The organism is Streptosporangium sp. CA-115845 (genome assembly GCF_050943795.1).
Classification (GTDB): Bacteria; Actinomycetota; Actinomycetes; order Streptosporangiales; family Streptosporangiaceae; genus Streptosporangium.
The window spans coordinates 7665790-7687556 of record NZ_CP191988.1 but is presented as its reverse complement, the minus strand read 5'-3'; the positions used below and the strand labels follow the sequence as shown (position 1 = coordinate 7687556).

Below are 21767 nucleotides of genomic sequence, written 5' to 3'. Positions count from 1 at the left end.
CTGGAGCAGACGGCACCCGCTATTCCGCACATCGCCCCTCCAGCAGCCGTCGATACAGAACCAGGTGCCGGTCGATCATGGAATCCAGGTTGAGGTTGTCCAGCGCCCAGGCGCGCGCGGCGGAGCCAAGGGACGCACCCAGGCGGGGGTCACGTAACACGCGCTCCAGGGCATCGGCCAGTGCCCGAGGGTCCGCCGGGGGGACCAGCAGGCCGCGCCCGCTCAGCAGTTCGCAGGTCCCGCCCACCGCGGTGGCGACGATCGGCTTGCCCGCCGCCATCGCCTCCATGACGGCGTTGCTCATCCCCTCGTGGAGCGATGCGAGCACCATCACCGACGCCCGGCGCATCAGGGCCTCGACATCCCGGCGAAGGCCCAGAAGGCGCAGGTCCACGCCCGAGCTCTCCGCCTGCCGCAGCAGGACATCGCGCTCGGGCCCTTCGCCCGCGAGCACCAGGGTGCACGGCATACCCCGGGCGGCCAGCAGCGCGACGGCCTCGATGAGGAAACGGTGCCCCTTGTGCGTCTTCAGGTTGGCCACACTGCACACGATTGGCAGGTCAGTGCTGATCTGAGCCGGTGTGGCGGGCAGGAAGGCCGACTCGGGCAGGCCGTTGTAGATCACGCTGAGCTTCTCGGCTGGGAGTTTTTCCACCCTTCTGGCATCCTCCGCCACGGCCACGGCGTTGGCCACCACGTGCCGGGTCAGCCGGGTGGCGACGCGTTCCAACGTGTAACTCCCGTACCGGACCCGCTTGAAGACGCTCAGGCTGCGCCGCCCCGCCACCACGACAGGCACCCGGGCGAGCCAGGCGATCGGCGCGCCGACCACATAGGCGTGGTACAGAAAGGCGTGCAGCACGTCAGGTCTGAGCCGCCGTATCAACCTGATGAGGCGTGCCGCCGCGAGCAGGTTGCGAGGAAATGCCATGGGACCCGTCGACAGCCCGGTGAATCTGGCGTTGTGCACGGTGATGCCCTCGCGTTCGAGCGCGTCACGGTAGGGCCCGTCCGAGTGCAACGTCACCACGTCGACCGCCACACCGCTGCGGATCAGCCCCGTGGCCAGAAGGAAGATCTGTTTCTCGGTGCCGCCGACCTGAAGCTGCCCGATCAGCAACACGACATGGCGGGGTCCGCCGGACGTCGCCTCCAGGGGCGAGATCACCCCACGGCTACCTTTCGCTTCCATGTTCTTACCTTGGGTGATCAACGCTCGCGGGTGGGGGACTGTCATGACCGGCGAGCGTGTCGCGGAAAGGAATTTCGCCTGCGTTTACGTGGTCCGGACCGTCTCAGAACGACCTCTCAGGTCAGATCGCCTGTCGGAACCGTACGTAACAGCCGTGAGGTGCAGGACTGTTGTGAGCGCTTCGACCCGTCGACCCCGCCGGGGCCGCGCCTGCTCACCTCGGCGGAGATCCCCGCTGACGGCGCGGAGCCGGACCGGTCGTCTTCCGCCGTTACGAAGTGGGAGCTGTACCGCCACGGGGCGAAGCCCCTTCCCGTGGCCATCGGGACGGCCCCGAGAACGACCAAGGCCCGGGTTGGGATGTGCCGCGCGGGGGATAGGAATCGAACCCGCGCTGCCGGCCTGGGAATCGTGGTCACCGCCACCTCCGTCGTCGGACGCTCGGCCGTCGGCGAGAGGTCGTGGACGGGCGACCGGACGGCGGTGCCGTCTCGCGGTGACGGCCTCGTCCTGGAGGGGAACGAGGCCGCCTGCATTTCCAGACCTGTGCGGTTACTCCTAGAGGATGCCGAGGCCGATGTTGCCGTAGTCGAGGAGCGACCCGGTCCCGATTCCGTTCCCGAGTTCGATCCCGAGTCCGTCCCACGGGTCGGAGGGGGAGGCCGTCGCGTGCGCCGGACCGGCGGCTAGCGCGGGCGCGGCCAGGACGGCGCCGAGAGTGATCAGCCCGGCGGCGATCGTGGTGCGGTTCATCGCGGTCTTCTCCTTTGGGCGAGGGCGGCCCGCCTGTCGCGGGCCACCTCTCCATTGCTGTGCGCACTCATACGACTGCCTGGAGAGAGCCGGTTCAACTTCGAACACCATCCGGACAGTCGTCGGAGTTCGGGGCACTCCCGCAGCTGTCCGGCCTGAACCGGGAGGGGGAGCGGCTTCCGCTATGTATCGAACACGCGTCCCCGTTCGGGCCACCTCTCCGGGGAGAAACCGGTCCGACACCGGAGGGTGCGGGTGGTCCGGCCGGTGGTGCCGTTAGCCGCCCATCTCGTCCCACCGGCCGGAAGACCTGGAGGCCCAACTTTTTTGGGTACGGCCGTGTGGTGATCCGGAAGAGCGGCCGGGAGCTCTGCTTGGAAGTAGAGCGGTCGCTGAGGACTCCGTACCGTTTTCGTGTCCCTCTTCAGACAGCGGCCTCCTCGCCGCGTCTGAAAGCTACAGCTCGACGTCGAGCGCAGGTCCGCCTTACTGCGACTTCCATGGCCCGCGGTGTGTGAAGGACCTCGTTCTGGAGCGGACGACGGCCCGCAAGCCCTGATACGTCTACTGAACCGGGGCAGCTCCAGTTGCTCGTGGACAACTGTAGCCTTGGCCGTTATGTCCAAGTTGATAATGAACGGGCGAATTCCCGCGCTGCTTGCGATGGTCCTGCTCCCCCTTGCCGCCTGTGGTGGAACCGACGAGTCGGCGTCCGCGCCGTCCGTCGCCGCTCCTCCCGCGTCAACCTCGCCGTCCATGCAGCCTGCCGCGCCCCAGAAGGTGACCCGCGAGGTCACTCTGGAGGTGAACGGTAAGGGCAAGCTCCAGCAGCCGATCGTCTATTTCGCCGACACCGACGGCAGCGAGTCGGGTGTCACCCTCCCCTGGAAGAAGACCGTGACCATCGAACTGACCGCGGCCGAACAGAAGGTTGGCTACCTGCTCTCCATCATCCCCGGCTCTGTCAGCGACTCCAGCGGCATGCTCAAGCCTGCCAAGTGCCGCATTCTGGTTGATGGCCAGGAGGTCGCCACTAACGACGGCGGCGAGAACATGTGCAAGCACACCCTGAAATGAACTGAGCCTGTTCCTCATTCCCCAGCGCCACGCCCAGTGGCTGGGAAAACCCGTACACCGCCTCCGTGGACGCAACCCACATGGCCCGGGGACCGGTCGACGAACCGGGGTGAGTCCAGCGCCGCCAGTACGTGCGCGCGTTCTTCCTGCGACAACTCGGCCGGGTGATGAAACGGTGTGCGCTCACGGATCACACGCGGCCGGGGATTGCGTTTCCGGTACACGTCGGCGCGGGATTCTCCGAGGATCCGGCACGCTTTCTGCGTGCCGGCGGCGACTTCCAGGCCGGGGAAATACTCATCGAGGGCCTGGTTCAGCTCTCGTCGGAGTCCGCGCTGCCTGAAACCCGTTCCAGCAACTCCGCCGACGGCTGCCGGCCCAGAACCCGGAATGACCTCATAGATCACCAACAGCATCCGAACTTTGTACCAGGGCCAATTTCGCGAGATTTGAGCGCCATCATGGGAATCGCGGCAAGATGGCTCCCAAAGAAGATCGCCGTTCCGGTGGGGCTGATGGATCTCTTGCAGGTGATTGTGTATGGCGGGCTCGGCGGCCTGGTCGTTGAGTTCATGAGCAGCTGGGCCTATCTGAGAGAGTGGCAGGCCGCTCGGCGAGAGCACCTGCGTGTGGACAAACAGCCGTTGCCGCGGCTGAGCGACTACGTCGATTTCCGGGCCGACACGCTGGTGGCGCTGACCCGCATCGCCCTGGGCGCCCTGAGCGGGAGCGTGCTCGCATCTCAGGTGACCGGCCCGATCGCGGCGATCGCCGTAGGTGCGGCAGCGCCCGCACTGTTGAAGCAGATCGGGAGCGCGCAGTCGCTGGGCGCGGCCCAGCAGCGCGCCGAGGCGCTTGGGGAACCCCCGGTGCCTCCCGGGCAGGTTCCATGAGTGGCGTCTCCTTCGGCCGCAGGTACTGGGCGAGCCTCGTAGGCGGTGATCCGGCACCGGTTCCCCCGCCCAGGGCCCGGGAGGGCGTCGCGCTTTGGCAGCGCTACTGGGCGTCGTTGACAGGTAAGCCGCTGCGGCTCTCCTACGGGCTGGCTGCGGTCGCTGTACCCGTCGTGAGGGATACGCGAAGGGAAGCGCCGGCGAAGCCCGGGATCGAGACACTCACCGACGCGTTGAGCAGCGCCACCGGCGCCGTTCAGCGGCGAACCCGGGCGGCATCGCTGATCGCGGCGATCGAGACCAGGCGGGAGCATCTCACGGACGATCTAGCGGCCCGCGTGACCGCCTTGCTCCTGCCGTTGGGGGGAGAGGACCGGTTCCTCACCTTCGCCATCGACCGCGCGCTCGCGCGGATCCGCGGCGAGGACGTTCCCAGCGGTCTCCGCGTCGAGACGCGGTTCGCGATGGCTGCCGGGGAGGATAATGACCACGGCCGGGTGCGGGTGGCGCGCGGCCCCGTCCAGCTGACCGCAGCCCTGACCCGGGACGGCCGTCTCCGGGTAGGTGCCGGCGCGACCCTCGACATGAGAGAAGCCGAATCGATAGCACGTACGTACGGGACGATGTTTCTTCCGATCCGGGTGACGGACGAGTCCGGCTCGGTTCGCGTATGGATGGTCCTGCGGGCGGGATCCGGCGACACGCACGGCGAACTGAGCCTTCCCGAGCCAGTCGGCGCCCATGTGACCGTCGACCTGGACGGACTGCCGGCCGGATCAGCGGAGATCGCTGACAGGTCCGGGGAGGAACTCGTCCGTTCGCTCACCGCGGTCACGACGAGACACGATCTGGCCAGTTGGGAGGCGATCGCTCGGGATCTTCCGAACGGTCATCCGCTCAGGCAGGCGCTGGACTCCTGATCGATGACGTCGCAGGAGACAACTCGCGAACTGCTGACCCGGCTCACCGGCGAACGCCAGGAGTTGTTCCTGCGCATCGCGGAGATGACGGCCGCCGGTGACGTCGGCGGGCTGCGATCCCTGCACGCCGACCCGTCCCATCAACTGCATGTGATCGTGGATGAGCTGCTCGGCTACCGGGACGATCCGGACGCCGCCCGCGTCCTCGGCGCACCGTACCGCGCCGAGCAGGGTTCGCCCGTTCACGCGCTGCGCGCCCTGGCGGGACTCGGCCTAGCCTTGGTGGACGCCGCGGCGGCGCCGGACGCGATCGAAGCGGCACTGCGCTGGCTCGCGCGGGCGAACGGTGCGGCGGACGCGGGCTTCACCGCGATGACGGCCGACCACCCCGCGCTGGTGCGCTGCCTGGGGCTCGTGTGGGCGAGCACGGCGCCGGACCGGGCCAGGGCCGCGGCGCAGGTGATGCTCGCGCGACTGGCCCAGGCCGCGACGCCGGTGCTGCGGTCGGAGGCCGTCGGTGTCCTGTTCGCCTTCCGCGTCGGCGATGGGCAGCGGGCCCGGCTGCGCGCGATGCTGTGTCCCGGGCCGCCCTGCCTGGTGCCGGATCCGGAGCGCATGAGCCTCTTCGCCGCCGACGCCAGGTTCGGCGAGGCACTGAACCTTGCGTGGACGAAGGCGGCGGCCGGGCGTCTCGAGGGCACCGTGCTCTACGCGGTGGAGACCGCCGCCGGGCCTGTTCCCTACGTCCAGGACGGCTCGCTCGGCGCGGCGTTCGCCGTCGTCCTCGATGAGTTGTACCGCCGTAACCGACGGACCGGCTTCTTGCGGATCCGGCGGCTGAGATCAGCGACGTTCGTGGTTGGTGCGCTCAGTTCCGGGGATGCGCTCGCGTCGGTCGGCGGCTACGCGCAGAAACTCCGGGCTGCCGGTGCCGGCAGGGTCGTCTTTCCCGCAGCCGACCACGACGCGGCGGTCGAGGAGGCCCATGACGCCGACCTGGTGCCCGCCCGAACCTGGAAACGGGCGGCGAGCCTGGCGCGCAGGCTGGACCGCAGGGCGCTCGTGCGGCAGGTGCTGGCCGCCACACTTGCCGTGATCATGGTTGCGGTCGGGCTGGTCTGGTTTATCAGCCGGAAGGAGCAGGATGCGTCCTGGCTTGCGCTGGCACGGCGGCTGGCCACCGAGGCCGCCCAGGTAGCGTCCTTCGATCCCGGGTTGGCTGGGCTGCTCGCCGCCGAGGCGTACCGAATGCAGGAAACCCCCGAAATGGAGGCGGCGCTGTTCGGTGCGCTCACAGCCGTCCCGCTGCTGGTCCGCGACGGCACCGAGGAGGAGCGACGGGTCAGGCGGGAGACGGTCCCATCTCCCGACGGGGCCCTCGTGGCCGTCCGTCGTGTCCGCGGTGCTGTCGACGTCGTCGAGACCGGGTCGGGAAACATGATCTTCACGGTCACGGAGGCCAGGGAAAGCGATGCGCCCTCCCGAACCGCGCTCGTCTGGAGCCCGACCGGCGACCGGCTGGCGGCGCTCGACGACGCCACCGGAAGACTTCGCGTATTCGACCGGCGAGGGAACGTGCTCGCGGCCGTACGGCCGTACGAGCTCCAGCCGTACCGGCGCGCCCGCCACCAGTCCGCTCTCGCGTTCGGCCCCGACGGCCGGGTGATCTTCGTCGCGGGGGACGGCAGCGTCCAACCGTTCGTCACCGACACCCTGAGACCTCTGAGCGGACGGTGGCCACGTCCCGGCTCCGGCGACGGCCTGGAAGGGCTGCCCTTCGGGGTCTCCGCCACGCTCGAACGGCTCGTGGCGTGCCAGGACGGACGCGTGGTGTCGTACAACATCCGGGCCATCCTGAAGGGGCGGCGCACGCCCGCGAGCAGGATCGGGAAACGGAACCTTCCGGGGGTGTCCGGCGGGTGCACCGGCCTCGGTCTCTCTCCCAACGGGAGGTTCCTCGCCGTGATCTCGGACACCCGCGTCGCCCTGTGGGACATGTTCGGGGAAGACCACCGGATCGGGACTGAGCGCGTCTTCAACCGGTCGTTCCTCACCGCTGTCCACTGGGACAGCGCCGGCGACCGGGTCCTTCTCCAGGGCCAGGACCGCATCGAGGCCGTCGACCTACTGGAGATCACGCCGCCGCGCACGCTCCCGCAGAACGAGATCCCCGGCGCCTCGGGCACCAACCGAGTGAACGACGTGTGGTTCGACACGGAAGACCCGAACCTGTTCGCCGTCCTCCTCGAAGACGGCCGCCTGCGCTGGATGAGCTGGAAGAACCGTAACCCGCTGGAGACCGGCCGCCGGCTTCCTTTCCAGGGAGGACGGCCCTTCGCCGTCAGCGGGGACAAGGCCGCCGGATACGGGCCCGACGGCTGGGCCATCACACGGCCAGGGACCGATCTGCCACCGATACCGGTGGAAACACCGCCAACCGATCCGGGTGAACTGCGGTTCAGTCAGGATGGATCAGTATTGGCAGCCTGGGAGAACGCCGGCGGGGCGACGCTATGGGACTCCGAGACCGGTCGGGGCCTAGGCACCGTCGACCCGGGGAGCCTCGCGCAGGAGTTCGCGCTGAGCCCGGACGGACGGTTCGTGGCCACGTCCGTCGGGCCCGGGTCCTCCGGGGGAGGCGGCTACATCACCCTCTGGTCGGTCGATGACGGCCAGATCGCTAAGGTCCGCACGTCGGATGGCATCGCGCAGAGCGGTATGACCTTCACGGACAAGGAGCTGATCTTCAACGACGGACCCCGCCTGATCGCATGGCGGACCAGCCGGGTATCTCCCGGGGACGACCGCACCCACACCCTGGGGGACGTACCGACCGGTCTCGCGGCCGATGAGAATGCGCTCTATGTCGCGATGGTCGGCTCCGTGCGTGCGCTCGATGTGGGCACCTGGCAACAGGAGAACGACCCGCTTCCCATCAACACCTCCGAAATGCAGATCGAGAACGGCCGGCTGATCAACCGTCCGTACGTAGACTCCGACCGAGAGGTCTGGAACCTCGGCACCGGGCAGCGCATGGGGGTGCTGCCGACCGTCGACGACGCCGATCTCACGGCCCCCTGGGCGTTCTCCGGTGACCACAAGACCGCTTACGCAGCCACAACGCTTGGGGGCAAGGCGCTCGCCTGGCATCCCGAGGGGTGGATCCGCCTCGCTTGCGCCCGCGCTGCCCGCGCCCTGACACCGGCGGAGTGGCGGCGATTCCTGGATCCCCGCCCCTACGAGCCTGTCTGCCGGTGACGGCCTGTACGGTCCTGCCCTCGCTCGTCCCGATACTCATGAGCTCCGTACTGCCCTCCGCAAGTACATCCTCCTGCCCGAGGACAAGCGGCCGGAGGTGCCGCAGCAGTACGCGGTAGACCCACGCATCGTGGTGAGCAGTGGATACGGCCCGGCCACCAACCGGATGCTCCGCCTCGTTCGCGAAGGCGGTGATTGGCGGACGCTCTCGGCCGAACTGTTCGACGGCAAGGGCTCGTGGGGCAACGGCGCCGCGATGCGGGTGGCGCCATCGCGTGGGGTCACTTCACCTCGGCGGGAACCCGTTCATCGCCCAGAGACTCCTCGGACCTCTTGTTTCGGGTCAGGTAGACGTAGGCCATCGCGCCCAGGAACAGAGCGATCGACGTCCACTGGTTCAGCCGCATCCCGAGGATCTCGTTGGCCGGGTCGACGCGCAGGCCCTCGATCCAGAACCGGCCCGCGGTATAGCCCGCCACATACAAGGCGAAGAGCCGGCCGTGCCGCAGCGCGAAGCGACCGCCGATCCAGATCAGTGCCAGCGCCAGGCCCAGGCTCCACAGCGACTCGTAGAGGAACGTGGGGTGATAGGTGGTGGCGCCCGGCACGGTCCCCGGACGGCCCGCATCGATCTCCAACCCCCAGGGCAGGTCGGTCGGGCCGCCGAACAGCTCCTGGTTGAAATAGTTGCACCACCGGCCGATGGCCTGGCCGATGGCGACGGCCGGGGCCACGGTGTCGGCGACCGCGCTCAAGGCGATGCCCCGGCGGCGGCAGGCGATCCACACGCCCACCCCACCCAGGGCGACGGCGCCCCAGACACCCAGGCCGCGCCAGCCCGGGCCGGAGTCGCTCCAGATCAGGATCGTGTCGATCGGCCGGTGGGGGGCATCAGGCCCGAAGTACAGCTGCCAGTCGGTGATGACGTGGTACAGCCGCGCACCCACGATGCCGAACGGGACCCCCCACGTCGCCAGGTCCAGCATGGTTCCCGGCGTCCCACCGCGATTCCGCCAGCGGCGCTCGGCGATGACGACGGCCACCACGACACCGAGAATGATGCAGATCGTGTAACCACGGATGGGCAACGGCCCCAAATACCAGACTCCTTCGGAGGGACTGGGAATGCTGGCAAGCGACATGGCAGGCAATCTAGTGCAGCCCGCCGCGATCACACATCCCACCGAAGTCCATATTTCGCATGCCTTCACCGCCCTGGCGGCAGGCGTACGACGAGTGATTCCGTTCATCGCCTCGAAGACCACGGTCGCAGGTCAGATGGTAGGGCGCCTGGGACTCGAACCCAGAACCTACGGATTAAAAGATCGATTTTGCGCTGTCCTGGATCGTTCAATGCAGGTCAGAGGGCACGCGCGGTCCGTCCTGAACGGTTCTGAACGACCCTGTATTGCAACCCAAGGTGCAACCTCGCTGTCGGTGGGCCGGGGCTGAGGGACGGAGCCTGCCCTCGACCTCGAACGGAGACCAACCATCATGGGCGATATTGGTCCGGCGCCGCATCACGGGTTCAAAGGATGTAGAAGTCAATCGATCGGAGGGGATGAACTTCTAGCACTGAAGGTGCACCCCTTTTAGGGGACTGTCTTGCAGAGGACGACGTTCTTCACTCTCGCACCGATCTTCTTCTGCGCCGTGGAAGCAGGTGGCCTCAGAGCGCGCGCTCTTTCCTCTTCCGTACGACGCTCTGCCTCCGCTTCTCGTGTGAGGCGGGCTGCTTTGATCTGGGGATTGGGATTGCACAAGGTGTCATATTCCGCCTGCGCGCGTGCTCGGTTCCGTTCGAAGTCCTCGCGTGGCTCTGACGCTCCCGCCAGCGCCAAAGCGGCTCTTCGATTTTGAGGGGGATGTTCACCCTCATGCCGCTGGCACGTTGATCGTTTGATGTGTGCAGGCCAACCGTACGCGGCGGCGTTGGTTGTGGAGGTTGCGGAAGCCGAACGCCACGCGGGCGGCATCCTTGATCAACCGATTCGTTCCCTCGGTACGGGCGTTGGTGATGCCGGTGGTGATGAACGCCGGTGTCTCGGGCCACCAGGCGTCGATCGTCTCAGCCAGAGTGAGGAGTTCGGGGATGCCGGAGTCGGCGCACCAGGACAGGAACCGGTGGAGCCGGTGAGAGATCACCGACCGCGGTGCCTGCTCACGGGCGCAGGCCAGCAGAGCACGGAGTTCTTCCTTGGCGATCCACGCGGTCAGGATCTGCCCGGTGGGCTCGTGGTCGATCAGGTCGTTCCACATCCGGGTGAACGTGCGCTCCGACAGGCGTTCACGGCCGCGCAGCAGGCGGCGCCGGTTGGCCCATTCCGGATCGGTGGCCCGGCCCCGGCGTCCGCGGTGCTCGCGGGTGACGCGCCGGCGCACGCTGGTGAGCGCCTTGTTCGCGAGTGCGACCAGGTGGAAGTGATCGACGACGATGACAGCGTGTGGCAGAGCCTGCTTGACCGCGGTGCGGTAGCAGGCGGCCGGATCGATCGCCACGACGCGCACCTGGCTCCTCCAGTCCTCGCCGCGGGTGTTCAGCCAGTCCACCACGGCCTTACCGGTCCGGCCGGCGGCTTGGCCGAGCAACCCACCAGGCCCGGACAGGTCGACGAAGTTGGTCTCGAACAGCTCGGTCCGCGCCCATCGGCCGGTCGCCTCGTTCTTGATCCACTTTGGTCTGCCTCGGCGGGTCTCGTCGATGCCCAGCACGATCGGCGGTTCGGGTTCGATGAGCAGCGCGTCGGCGTGGGCGGCGAAGTGGCGGTGCACCAGCGGCCGGCCCACCGTGTACTCGCGGCCCACCGCGGCCACGGAGCGGCCCGAGGCGACCTGACGGGCCACCGCCCGGCACAACCGGCCCGTCACCCGCGCCCGCGGCGGGATCTCGGCGACCGACTCGGTGAAGGCCTTGCGTGCACACAGCTTCTCGGTGCAGGCGAACTGCCGTTTGTGCCAGCGCACCCCGAGCGGTTCTGGGCCGTAGGGCAGGTCGCGGGGGCGGGTCGTGCGCCGCTGGCGCACCGAGGTGGAGACGACCCCGCACTCGGGGCAGGCCGCCCAGTCTTCCGGGCGTTCGATATGCACCAGCCGCCCTGGTTGTCCGCCGTCATCGGCGACGCGCTCGACCTTCACCACCGTGATTTCCGGCATGCCGAACAGGATCGAAGTACTGTCGTTCACAGCTTGTGGCCCCCGTCACCAACTGTCCATTGATCAACAGCCAGTGTCGCGGGGTCACGAGCTCTCGCCCGTCAGGCCACGCCCGGGCACTTCCCCCTCAAGATCGAAGAGCCCCTTTCGAGAGATGTTCCTCTATTTCAATTGGGCGTCTCCTCAGCCGAGACACATGGCGATGGGCTGGACTGTCGCGGCACGGATAGCTTCATATCTTCTTCCGGAGGTTGAGCGCGATCACGAAGGCATCGTGAGGTTCTGCGGCATCCCTGGATTGCGATTCACAAAAACGAGCGCACGCAGCATTCGCCTCACCCACATCCCTACTAGCGGCATCATTGACCTCTCAGAAAGGAATCGCCAGACGGCGAGATTCATGGAGGAGCATCTTCGGAGCGAGGTGGGATGCGCCCACAGCCCAGCATCCGATGATGTCACCTGGACGGCGCGCCGGCTGACTGAAGCCGAAGAGATTGCTCTACGCGAATGGCCTCTCTCTCATCACGCTCCGCTCCTATCTGCCATAATGGCCCGCATAAGCCTCCTGTGGAGATATTGGGATAATGGCTCAGAGCTAGACATTAACCCAATATCCCTGCGCCCCCGACTCTCATGGTGGGCAGGGCCAAGTTCGGCGACTTTGGTGGAACTCCTCAAAGACTCCCCCATAAGCGTTAAAGGTCTCAGTGTTTCGTGAGTCGACACAAATACGCGCATACTACGGCTCGGAGATTCGGCGCTAGAACTTCGCGGGCCAAGCCGGGATTCCGAGGATCCTTACATGGATTGATGCTCCCTAGAAATGTAGCGTGGCCAACAAGCGGATCTTGGAAGCGCTCACGGCGCGACATCCCTGGCGGCAGGACACAAAGGACCCCGGGTACCCCTTGGGGTCCTTTGTTGTGTTGGATTCGCCATCCCCGGAATCGTTCCGCGAGCCTCCGGAAAGCTCGTGCTGACCTAAGGAAACGCCAGTGGTCCCATTCCGCGTATATTCCGGGACCACTGGCAGACGGCTGCATATGACTGCATCCAGCTGCATGGACGGTGCAAGATCAATAAGAGTAAAGGCCTAGGGTAGAGCTTAAGTTCCTGGTTGGGAGTGGCAGGACGCCTGGGACTCGAACCCAGAACCTACGGATTAAAAGTGGAAGGTTTTCTCCGGGACGGGTGGTGCCGTGACGTGGAGCTTTATGCCTCACCGGGCATGACAGGCAGAGATCCTTCCGTGTATGTTCCGGATCTTCATGAGCGAGAAGCGTCAGCGGTAGGAAGATGGTCGGTGGAGTCGATCAAAGTCGGACTGGCGTAACGAGTAAAAGACAGGCGGATGCCGGTGGCGCGTTCGGCAAGGGCGAGAACGCTGGAGAGGGATCGTCAGGGAAATCGAGCCCGCCATCAGCGGGTCGAACGGCTTCATCCTCGACAGCCTCGTCTCGGGCCGTACAGCGTTCTCCGACCATGACGTTAGCGCTGTCGGCGGGTGACCACGGGGGCGAGATGACTGGCGGCGCGCACCACGGCCGCCCGGTGGGCCCCCTCGGTGTGCCGCACGGCCAGCTCTACCCGACGGGTGTGCTCCTCCTCGCGCCGCACGGCAGTCCGGTAGGCGAGCCATCCGCGGAGCGCCCCCGTTAGCGCACTAACAATCAGCGCGACGGTCCACAGAGCCGGATGGGCGGCGAATAACGCTTCCACGGCAGTTTCTCCTGACGTACCCCTCGAACGTGATTGAACTGATCTCAGCGTGCGTTTCCCGCGGAGTTTCCGGCTAGCGTGGAAAAACACCGGTAAACTCGCTGACCGTTCTGGGGTGAGCCATGCGAACAGGACGACCGCCCTCGGCTGAGCGCAAGAGGCTCCCGGAGCTCGAGGCGCTCGCCGACTGGTTCGTCCAGGCGATCGACGGGTTCGGGCATGGTTCCATTCGGCGTACGGCGGAGTTAACAGGCCTGAGCCAGCGGGCTCTGTACGATGCCGTCAACGCGGAACGCATGCTGCCGCTGCGACTCGTCCGGGCCCTCGCCGAAGGGCTCGGCCAGGACCCCGAGGACATCGCCCGACTGTGGGCCGAGGCCAAGCGGCAGCGCGACCGGGCGGAGGAGGCCGAGCGCCGCAAGACCCATCCCCACCCGGCGGCCTGGGAGGAGATCCCGCTGCCTTCTCCTGCGCTGCGCGACCTCCTGGAGGCGCAGGACGGCATCCTCAACTGCCTGCCTTACTCACTCCTAGGTCTGGTGGAGCCGCCGCTCTCCGCCATATACGTTCGGCAACAGATTCGGCACCGCCCAGACCCGCAGCCGAGTGACGTCGCGGAGCAGCCGCCGGTGTCCCCGTCCGGCGGCGGGGACAACCTCGGCTCCCATTCCCCGCACCCGGACGGAACCGCTGAGCTTCCATCCCGTTCGACACGGAACACCGCGGCGCACCTGCCGGCAGCGGATCTGGTGTTCTCTTTATCCGACGCCCTCGCCCGGTACGACCACCTCCTCATCACCGGTGAGGCAGGCGCGGGGAAGTCCACCCTAGCCAGCCACATGGTGCGGTCGTTGTGCGGTGTGTGGGTGCGCCGATCGTCCTTCCACGACGCGCCGACCACCGAGCCCCTGCTGCCGCTCCGCGTCTCGGCGTCCCTGCTCGCCGCAGAGCGCGGGTCGTGGAGCGAGCGGGTGCGCCGCGCCGCCCTGAGCATGCTCGGAGGCGTCCTCGTCGCCGACCCGCCAGCCTCACTGTTCGTCGGACGTACACAGGGCGCCCGCTGGATCATCTTCGTGGACGGCATCGACGAGATCACCGATCGGCGCCACCGTGCCGAGCTGATCCGCACCTTGTCCCGGCACTGCCACCGGGAGTCTGACTTCCGGCTGGTGGTCATGAGTCGTCCACTGCCCTCGACGGAATTCGCGCCGCTGCGCGAAGCCCGGCTCGGCGAGTTCGAGATACAGCCGTTCGAACGGCCTGAGCTTGAGGACTACACGCGCAAGTGGTTCGACCAGCAGTGTCCGCGCGCGCAGAACCCAGCTGCGGCCGCGGACCGGTTCCTCGCCGAGGTCGTGGACGAAGGAGAGCTCAAGGAACTCGTTCGCAATCCGCTGCTGGCCACCATGGCCCTGGCGAACGCGACGCTGGAGCCTACCTTGCCGCCCTCGTCGAGCCGCCTGGCCCTCTACGGGAGCTTCCTGGAACGGCTGCGCGACCGTGCCCCGCAGCACGCGGGCGACGCCTTCCCCGCCTGGCTCACCAGCTCCGTCGACGAGCTGGTCCGCCAACTGGCCCGGTTACGCGCCGAGGGCGAGAAGGACCTCGTCGCGGCGGGACGCGCGTGGCTGCGCAGGCACGTGCCGGGCCCGCTGCCACCCGGTTGGGAGAGCGAGTTTCCCGCCGCGCTCGCGGGCACCGGCCTGCTGGTGGTGACCGGGGAGCAGGTGCGCTTCCTCCACCAGAGCTTCGCCGAGTTCCTCGCCTCCTTCGACTACGCCGGAGAACTCCCCACGGACGGCACCGGCCTGGAGACTTGGATCAGGCGGGCCTGCGATGGTGCCCAGCGGTCGTTGGCGCTCTTCGTGCTCTGCCAGTGGGCGGCCAGGGCGGGATGTTCGCCCGATGCCGTCATCGACCGGATCTTTGTCCATCCGTCCAACGTGCGCACACTGCTGGCTGGCTCACTTCTCGCAGAAGGGCTGGAGCCCGAGCCTGGCTGTGCTGACAGGGTGATCCGAAGACTCATCGCTTTGGTACGCGTCCACGCCGATGACATGTGCGATAGGGCCGCGACCGCGCTCGCCGTGCTCGACCGGCGCTTCGGCACCAGGGCGGTTCTCGAGGAGCTTGCCGAGGCTCCGGAACTGGTCGTCGACGCACGCTTCTATGCTCTGTCCGCGCTGAGCAGAATCGCTCCTCCCGCCGTCACCGCGCCCCTGCTCGTGTCTATGCTGGAAGTGCTCTACACACTCCTGCCGAAGGCCGCCCGGCTCGCGAACCAGCTGGACGAGCAGACCAGGCAGGCCGTGCGGGAGCGCCTCAAGGATCTCCTCGCCGAGCTGGACGCCGATGCCTGGGAGTACACCATAGCCGCGGAGGCTTATGGCGTGCTCGGGGCGGCGGAAGAGGCCGAACGATTCGCGCGGCGCGTGCTCGAGGATCCGCTCGCCGATTCGCACGATGTGCGCCGCGCCGTCGCTGTCTGGCTTGGGTCCTCGCCCGCGCCGGCCACCATAGCCCGGTTGGTCGGGCTCGGCTACGCGCGGCCGCGGGGCGATCACGCTGGCCGCATGGCCATCGCACTGGCGCTGGAGCAAGCCGACGCACTCGACGAGGCCGCCGAACTGACCCAGACGATCGTGGACGCCCGGGACAAGGCGACGCACGTCCAGAGGGAGGCCGCCGAGCTGTGGTTGAGAATCCGTGGCTCGCACGAGGCCGAACCCGTCCACCGGCTGCTCTCCTGGTACGACGAGACAGGAAGCGACCTCTGGCGTCAGGTACGGTTGATTCGGTGCCTGCTCGACGCCGGAGTGGAGCATCCCTCCAGGGAATGGGCTCGGGAACGTCTCGCTGGCGAGCATGCGCTGGCTTTCGGCAGCGAGGAAGTCATCTCGCTGGCGATCATCGGCCAGGAGCCCGAGGCCGCGGCTGTGATCGTGTCTCGGTACGGCGATGCGCTCCGTCTTCACACCTTCAACCGGGCCGAATACGCGAAGAGCCTGCTGGACAACGGCTTACCTGATGAGGCGTTCCGGGTGGCGGAGTCGACGCTGCGGTGCTCGTCGGCACGAGACGTGGATTGCCACGTCGCGGCGGGCGTGCTGCTGAAGATCGATCGGCTGCGCGCGGTCGAGACGCTGCGGGCGCAGCTCGAGGGCATGAGCACCAGCGCCTGGGGAGCCGGTGTGATCGAGGCCTTGGATGACGACGGCATGCCGGACCTCGACGAACTGAGCCTGCGGATCGCCGAACGGGTGCTTGTCCTTCCCGAAGTCGAGAGCTTCCACGTCCAGACCGCTCTCGGTGTGATCGCCACGTACGGGGGCCATGACCGGATGACTGTGGTCATCGAAGGGATCTGCCGCCACCCTGCGCTGACGTTCTCGCAGCAGCGCCGCATGGCCCAGATCCTCGCGGCCAGCGGCGAGGACGACGCCGCCAGGGCCGTCTGGCGGCATCTCCTAAGCGTACGGGGCCGTGCGTCGGACAACATTGTGGTCAAACTGCTCGAGGACATCGCCCAGGTTCTGACATACAAGGGGGTGATGGAGCTCGTCCGCGAGGCGCTGGAATCCGGCCCCAAACAGGCGGCCCACCAGCGCCGCCGCCTGGAACGTATGATGTCCTGGCTCGCCAGCTCGCCCGCACGCGGCTAGTCAACTTGCTGAGGGCCGCTCTTGCTCTCCATGCCTCCACCGATGGCTTTGCCCGGCGCAAGCCATCTGGACAGGAACGCTTAAGATCGACCCTTGGTCGTTACGTATGTGTGTTCTCGCCCCAGGCACTGTTCATCCATGCGCGCCCATGATGGCCTCCGCCGTCATGAGGGAGTCCCGCCGAGTCGGGGGCTCATCTGCACTCCCTCCATGCCGCCTCGATACCCTGAGCGACACCGATGCTCCTATAAGCGTGAGACGACCAGCGAGGTTGCTCGCTGAGCCAGGGTGAGGAACGAACCCTGGATCGTCGATCGCCCCTACGCACATACGGCGACGGACCATGCCGTGGCGATCGTAAGGGCTGCATGTGTGCGGCGGCGTGGCAACCCTGGCCGATGTGTTGGGTCGGTACGGCAGGGCCAGCGTGCGGTGCCCGGCCCGGTGTCCCGCTGCCGTCCGGGACCGGCCCCCAGGCCGCACGCCTGGACGGCGGGCGGGCGGAGGGCCGGAGGTACGGCGGCGCGCCGCGCCGCCGCTTGATACCTACAAGAACAATTCGGCAATGGTCTAAGGACACCCACATGAGAGTGGTTGCTTCTCGGCCACCATATGCACTTGAAGTGCAGGGATGTCCTCTAGGCAAGTTCTCCGAGCGACACCACCCTGTCCATCTCGATCTCGCGGCCGGTCACTGTCGTCCAACGGCAAGTCGACTCGCAACGCGAGACCGCCAGGCCGAGAAGCCAGAAGCCGCAGCAGCCGTAGCAGTGAAAGTGGAGCTCTACGGGCTGTTTGGTAGGGAATTGTTTCCTGATTTCGCGTCGATTGCTCATCGTTAACGCGGACAATCCCTGCTATGACGGCACGACGGTGGGTGTTGGTGGGGACGGCTGTAGCGGTGGCTGTTCTAGCGACGGTGCTCGCAGGCCTGGGATGGGATGCGGCAGACAAGGCCGGCTCTGCCATATCGGCGCTGGCCGGAGTGGCCGCGCTCGGAGTAGCGGTGTGGGCTGCCTGGCCGATGGCTTCAAGCGGCAAGAGCATACACATCGCGGATACGGGGCGGGCTACAACTCATGGTCAGGGCCGGGCCAACACGGGCTTGTCGGGACCTGGGGCAGCTCCTGATCAAGTGCGAGTGGAGCGGACAGGAGACGCCGATGCCTCCGGGGGCGACGCCAACACCGGCGTACAGCTCGATTGATGATCCGTTCTCTGTTGGTGTAGTGATCGGGGGAGCCAATGAGGCGTGATCCTCGAATAAAGAGCACTGTTCGTGATACCGGTGATGCTACGGGTGGACCTGGCAGTTATGCCAATACTGGAAGCCACCATGGGGATGTGTACCTTTTTAGCACGCCTGTGGCGCAATCTGCCTATCGCGAGCAGGTCGAGCAGATCTTCCCGTGGCGGCTGGTCGGGCGCGAGGAAGAATTAGACGAGCTGGCCGTGTTCTGCACCGATGAGCATGCAGACGGCTATGTGTGGTGGCAGGGACCAGCTTGGGCAGGGAAGTCGGCATTGATGGCGACGTTCGTGCTCAACCCTCCGCCAGGGGTGCGCGTGGTGTCATTTTTCATCACCGCTCGCTATGCCGGACAAAGTGACCGAACGGCATTCCTAGACGTTGTGATCGAGCAATTGGCCACGCTGTTAGGCCAGCCAATGCCCGCGTTGTTGACGGAAGCGACACAGCGGGGCTGGTTCGGCCGGTTATTAAAGGAAGCAGCGTCTTCATGCCGCAAGGCTGGCGAGCGTCTGGTTTTAGTAGTAGACGGGCTCGATGAGGACCAAGGAGTGAAGGTCGGGCCGGGTACGCACAGTATTGCGGCGCTGCTGCCCGCGGTGCTGCCAGATGGGATGCGAGTGGTAGCGGCGGGGCGACCGAATCCCCCCGTGCCCCCAGATGTGCCGGGACGACATCCTTTGCGAGATCGAAAAATCGTCCGCCACTTAAGTCCGTCGCCTGCGGCTCAAACGGTTCGGGATGATGCCGAGCAGGAGTTGAATCATTTACTGTACGGCAGCCAAGCTGAGCGTGACCTGCTCGGTTTGATCGTTACTGCTGGCGGAGGGTTGAGCAGTGATGATCTAGCCGAATTATCTGGGTCGTCTACTGATGCGATAAGCAAACAGTTGCGAGCGGTTTCTGGCCGCTCGTTCAGTAGCAGGGACAGCACCTGGCGGCCTCGGGATGGCGCCAAGGTATTTGTCTTGGCCCATGAAGAGCTCAGCGTTGCTGCGCTGAAGGCATTCAGCGCAAAAGCCGTGGCTGAGTACCAAGACAAGATCCATATGTGGGCTGATCGATATCGCGACCAGGGCTGGCCAGCGGGAACACCCGAATATTTGTTACGAGGGTACTTTCGGCTCCTCCAGGCGAACCATGATCTAGAACGTATGGTGGCGTGTGCGATTGATCAGGTCCGACTTGATCGAATGCTTGACCTTAGTGGTGGGGATGCCGCGGCGCTGGCCGAAATCCTTGCTTGTCAGAGCATTATTTGCGAACAGACCGTGCCCGACTTACAAACGATGTTGCTTCTGGCCCGTGTGCGTGACCATCTTGGTGATCGCAACGCAAACGTCCCAATCGGTCTGCCCGCAGCCTGGGTCAGCCTCGGCAACACGATTCGTGCCGAAGCACTCGCTCGCTCCATCACTGACCCGAATTCCCAAGCCAAGGTCCTGGCTCAGTTGGTCACCGCTCTGGCTGTCGCAGGCCACCTCGCCTATGCCGAAACCCTCGCCAGCTCCATCACCGATTCGTACTACCAAACCCAAGCTCTGACCGGGCTGGTTACCGCGCTGGCCACCGCCGGCCACCCCAACCACGCCCAACGCATCGCACACAAAGCAGAAATCCTTACTAGCTCCATCACCGACCCGAACTATCAAACTGGGGCGCTGACCGCACTGTTCACTGTGCTGGCTACCGCAGGCCACGTCGACCACGCCGAACGCATCGCACGCGAGGCGGAAACTCTCGCCAACTCCATCACCGAAACGAGCTCCCGTGCCCAGATACTGATCGGCCTGGTCGCCGCCCGGGCTACCGCAGGCCACGTCGGCCACGCCGAACGCATCGCACGCGAGGCGGAAACTCTCGCCAACTCCATCACCGAAACGAGCTCCCGAGCCCAAGCTCTGACCCAACTGGTTACTGCGCTGGCCACCGCAGGCCACCCCAACCACGCCCAACGCGTGGTCGAAGTGGCGTACAAGGTCGAAACTGTTGCCCACTCCATAACTCACCCGTATTACCAAACCCAAGCTCTGACTCAGCTGGTTACTGCGCTGGCCACCGCAGGCCACCCCAACCACGCCCAACGCGTCGCACGCGAGACCGAAACCCTCGCCCGCGCTATCACTGATCCGCGCTATCAAGTCGAGGCGCTGATCGACCTGGTCACCGCGCTAACCAGCGCAGGCCACGCCGATCACGCCCAACGCATCACACACAAAGTCGAAGCTCTCATCCGCACTATTACCCCTCTGGAATCCCAAGCCCGAGCGTTGATGCAGTTGGTTAACGCTTTGGCCACCGTAGGTCACTTCTCTCATGCTGAAACCCTCGCCCTAACCATCACTGACCCGGACCACCAAGCCAGAGCACTGATCGGCCTGGTCACCGCTCTAGTCACCGCAGGCCACCTCAACTACGCCCAACTCGTCGCGTACGAGGCCGAAAGCCTTATCCGCTATATCAACCATCCCGGTTCCCGAGCCACGGCACTGATCAACCTGGTCACCGCCCTAGTCACCGCAGGCCACCTCGACCATGCTGAAACCCTCGCGCGCTCCGCCATCTACCTAGACGCCCAATCCCAATCCCAAGCCCTTACCCAGTTGGTTACTGCGCTGGCCACCACAGGCCATCTCGACCACGCCCAGCACCTCGCACACGAAGCCGAAACCCTCGCTCGCACCATCACCGATCCGTACCTCCGAGCCGAGGCACTGACCCAGTTGGCCACCGCGCTGGCCACCGCAGGCCACCTCGATGAGGCCGAAACCTTTGCTCGTTCCATCACCGACCCGGACTCCCAAGCCGAGGCGCTGATCGCGCTAGTCACCGCGCTGGCCACCGCAGGCCACCTCGACCACGCCGAAATCATCGCTCGTTCCATCACCGACCCGGACTCCCAAGCCGAGGCGCTGATCGCGCTAGTCACCGCGCTGGCCACCGCAGGCCACCTCGACCACGCCGAAATCATCGCTCGTTCCATCACCGACCCGGACTCCCAAGCCGAGGCGCTGATCGCGCTAGTCACCGCGCTGGCCACCGCAGGCCACCTCGACCACGCCGAAACTCTCACCCACTCCATCACCGACCCGTACTCCCAAGTCCGGGCCATGATCCAGCTGATCACCGTGGGCCTCCCCGATCATGCTCAACGCGTCGCACGCGAAGCCGAAACCCTCGCCCGCGCCATCACTCACCCGTACTCCCAAGCCAGGGCACTAATTGACCTAGTCACCGCTCTGGTCGCCGCAAGCCACCTCGACCACGCTCAACGCGTCGCACGTGAGGCCGAAACCCTCGCCCGCGCCATCACTCACCCGTACTTCCAAGCCAGGGCACTAATTGACCTAGTCACCGCTCTGGTCGCCGCAAGCCACCTCGACCACGCTCAACGCGTCGCACGCGAAGCCGAAACCCTCGCCCGCACCATCACCGACCCGTACTCCCAAGCTCAGGTTCTGACGCAGTTGGTCACTGCTCTAGTCACCGCAGGCCACTCCAATCACGTCCAGTACGTCGCACGCGAAGCCGAAACCCTCGCCCGCACCATCACCGACCCAGACTCCCAAGCTGAGGTGCTGATCGCGCTAGTCACCGCGCTGGCCACCGCAGGCCACCTTGACCACGCCGAGACTCTCACCCGCTCCATCACTCATCCAAATTCCCAAGCCAAGGCCATTGCCTCGATCGTCAGCTATGCCAATGAAGAGAGATCTCGCCGGCTAATCGCATGGGGACTGACAAAGGTCCGGTTCACCGCACTACTTGTGAGCTTTGCCAGTATCGAACCATCAGCGGTCCTCGAACTTGCCCAGATGTTCCAGGACAGAGATTAAGGTTTGCTCGTTCTAACATCTGAGGTGTCGCTGTGCGGGTGTGTCCAGTTAA

The 21767-nt window shown here is 66.1% G+C and carries 11 protein-coding genes; 6 read left to right on the top strand and 5 right to left on the bottom strand.

All coding sequences use genetic code 11. The annotated features are described in order from the left end of the window. Positions 1 to 19: 19 nt before the first annotated feature. Both ACQP0P_RS36880 and ACQP0P_RS36875 read right to left on the bottom strand, forming a co-directional pair. Complete coding sequence (locus tag ACQP0P_RS36880; RefSeq protein ID WP_433364395.1) at positions 20 to 1192, bottom strand: glycosyltransferase; 1173 nt, start codon at positions 1190 to 1192, stop codon at positions 20 to 22. Between the two features lie 558 nt (positions 1193 to 1750). Next, positions 1751 to 1945 (bottom strand): hypothetical protein, encoded by a 195-nt coding sequence (locus tag ACQP0P_RS36875; protein ID WP_433364392.1) that lies wholly within the window; start codon positions 1943 to 1945, stop codon positions 1751 to 1753. A 618-nt stretch (positions 1946 to 2563) separates the two neighbouring features. Between ACQP0P_RS36875 and ACQP0P_RS36870 the strand changes: the two genes are divergently transcribed. The 4 genes from ACQP0P_RS36870 (at position 2564) to ACQP0P_RS36855 (ending at position 8093) form a co-directional block, all read left to right on the top strand. Further along, positions 2564 to 3022 (top strand): hypothetical protein, encoded by a 459-nt coding sequence (locus tag ACQP0P_RS36870; protein WP_433364389.1) that lies wholly within the window; start codon positions 2564 to 2566, stop codon positions 3020 to 3022. Positions 3023 to 3153: 131 nt separating this feature from the next. Next, positions 3154 to 3915, top strand: coding sequence for a hypothetical protein (locus ACQP0P_RS36865; protein WP_433364386.1), 762 nt, complete (start codon positions 3154 to 3156; stop codon positions 3913 to 3915). After that, positions 3912 to 4835: a hypothetical protein gene (locus ACQP0P_RS36860; RefSeq protein WP_433364384.1), complete on the top strand. Its 924-nt coding sequence runs from the start codon at positions 3912 to 3914 to the stop codon at positions 4833 to 4835. The genes ACQP0P_RS36865 and ACQP0P_RS36860 overlap by 4 nt, the downstream gene beginning before the upstream one ends. A 3-nt stretch (positions 4836 to 4838) precedes the next feature. Then, complete coding sequence (locus ACQP0P_RS36855) at positions 4839 to 8093, top strand: hypothetical protein (protein ID WP_433364381.1); 3255 nt, start codon at positions 4839 to 4841, stop codon at positions 8091 to 8093. A 281-nt stretch (positions 8094 to 8374) separates the two neighbouring features. Here the strand turns inward: ACQP0P_RS36855 and lgt are convergent, their stop codons facing one another. The 3 genes from lgt to ACQP0P_RS36840 form a co-directional block, all read right to left on the bottom strand. Continuing rightward, positions 8375 to 9190: a prolipoprotein diacylglyceryl transferase gene (gene lgt, locus ACQP0P_RS36850; RefSeq protein ID WP_433364378.1), complete on the bottom strand. Its 816-nt coding sequence runs from the start codon at positions 9188 to 9190 to the stop codon at positions 8375 to 8377. Between the two features lie 778 nt (positions 9191 to 9968). Then, a complete protein-coding gene (locus ACQP0P_RS36845) occupies positions 9969 to 11246 on the bottom strand; it encodes an ISL3 family transposase (protein ID WP_433364375.1) in 1278 nt (425 codons plus the stop codon). A 1491-nt stretch (positions 11247 to 12737) separates the two neighbouring features. Further along, on the bottom strand, positions 12738 to 12968 hold the full coding sequence (locus tag ACQP0P_RS36840) for a hypothetical protein (protein ID WP_433364372.1): 231 nt from the start codon (positions 12966 to 12968) through the stop codon (positions 12738 to 12740). A 122-nt stretch (positions 12969 to 13090) separates the two neighbouring features. Between ACQP0P_RS36840 and ACQP0P_RS36835 the strand changes: the two genes are divergently transcribed. Then, positions 13091 to 16630 carry an NACHT domain-containing protein gene (locus tag ACQP0P_RS36835; protein WP_433364369.1) on the top strand — a complete coding sequence of 1180 codons (3540 nt, stop codon included), beginning with the start codon at positions 13091 to 13093 and terminating at the stop codon, positions 16628 to 16630. 1344 nt (positions 16631 to 17974) lie between these two features. Further along, on the top strand, positions 17975 to 21715 hold the full coding sequence (locus tag ACQP0P_RS36830; RefSeq protein WP_433364367.1) for a hypothetical protein: 3741 nt from the start codon (positions 17975 to 17977) through the stop codon (positions 21713 to 21715). The last annotated feature ends 52 nt before the right edge of the window (positions 21716 to 21767 follow it).

Excerpts from the sequence above, each read along its gene's own strand:
- ACQP0P_RS36875 (WP_433364392.1), bottom strand. The coding sequence starts at position 1,945 with ATGAACCGCACCACGATCGCCGCCGGGCTGATCACTCTCGGCGCCGTC.
- ACQP0P_RS36845 (WP_433364375.1), bottom strand. The coding sequence starts at position 11,246 with ATGCCGGAAATCACGGTGGTGAAGGTCGAGCGCGTCGCCGATGACGGC.
- ACQP0P_RS36880 (WP_433364395.1), bottom strand. The coding sequence starts at position 1,192 with ATGGAAGCGAAAGGTAGCCGTGGGGTGATCTCGCCCCTGGAGGCGACG.
- ACQP0P_RS36870 (WP_433364389.1), top strand. The coding sequence starts at position 2,564 with ATGTCCAAGTTGATAATGAACGGGCGAATTCCCGCGCTGCTTGCGATG.
- ACQP0P_RS36860 (WP_433364384.1), top strand. The coding sequence starts at position 3,912 with ATGAGTGGCGTCTCCTTCGGCCGCAGGTACTGGGCGAGCCTCGTAGGC.
- ACQP0P_RS36855 (WP_433364381.1), top strand. The coding sequence starts at position 4,839 with ATGACGTCGCAGGAGACAACTCGCGAACTGCTGACCCGGCTCACCGGC.
- ACQP0P_RS36835 (WP_433364369.1), top strand. The coding sequence starts at position 13,091 with ATGCGAACAGGACGACCGCCCTCGGCTGAGCGCAAGAGGCTCCCGGAG.